This window comes from Phocaeicola faecium, from assembly GCF_014837055.1.
Lineage (GTDB): Bacteria > Bacteroidota > Bacteroidia > Bacteroidales > Bacteroidaceae > Phocaeicola > Phocaeicola gallinarum.
In genome coordinates this window covers 379-1,241 of sequence record NZ_JACSPQ010000027.1, presented here as the reverse complement: position 1 = coordinate 1,241, position 863 = coordinate 379, and the positions used below count along the sequence as shown (strand labels likewise).

Sequence of the window (863 nt, the reverse complement as noted above, 5' to 3'; positions counted from 1 at the left end):
GAAGGAGGTCGCCGCGATCTTCGCGAACATCCGGAAGGCCCCGGAGCGCGAGGTGTGGCTGTCGAACGACCAGCGTCCGGACTCCGACCTGCCGCCGGTGCCGATTCCCGAATCGCTCAAGCGTTCGGTGGGTATGGCCACCGGCGAGTGATCGCGACTCGTGACGCCGCGGGTTTCGGCTCTGGAGCGATTCCGGGCCGATTCCGGCAGGACTGTGAACTATGAGGACAAGGGGCATGCCATGCAATGACGGCACGCCCCTTGTCGTTAGGAGACAAGGGGGAACGACGATGGCCGACGATCAGGCAGCTGCTTCCGTTGCTGTTACGGTGCAATTGACCGAGGAACAGACACAGGCGCTTGCCGCGGGACGGCCCGTGGATATCGTGGTATGGCTTGTGCCCAGTAACTCCGCAGCCTGCGGCGTCCCTCCTGCGGGCATGGGAGGCGCCGCGTTGGAACCTTCCTCGGACGACGGCATGTCGTATGAGCATCAGGAGGGCGCGCGGGAGTCATCGCCCATGGTGGGGGACTTGCCTGGCACGGCGTGGCATCGGACCGTCGTATCCCTGGACAGCACCCTGCCAGAGGCGGAGACGCTGTTCCGGTCGGCCATTGTCTCGCTGGACGCCATCCCCGGCAACGAGATCGAAGGCATCTCACCGCTGTACCACGTCTCCAACTTCGACGGCCCGGATGCCATGGCTGCCGTCGTGCAGCTGCATACCAGACTCGACGCGCGCAGCCTGATCGGCGCGTTCGGCACCATCGAAGCGGCCCACGCCGACCAACTCGATTTGGATCTGGTTGATATGGAGGGCGTCGTCAGCGATGAACCGGACTGTCGGGTGCCTTGGCCGTCC

General features: G+C 65.0%; 1 protein-coding gene. It reads left to right on the top strand.

Annotation, left to right across the window (positions count from 1 at the left end):
* Window positions 1-290: 290 nt before the first annotated feature.
* On the top strand, window positions 291-863 hold a 573-nt coding region (locus H9626_RS15645; protein WP_225231010.1), incomplete at its 3' end, for a 2-amino-4-hydroxy-6-hydroxymethyldihydropteridine diphosphokinase.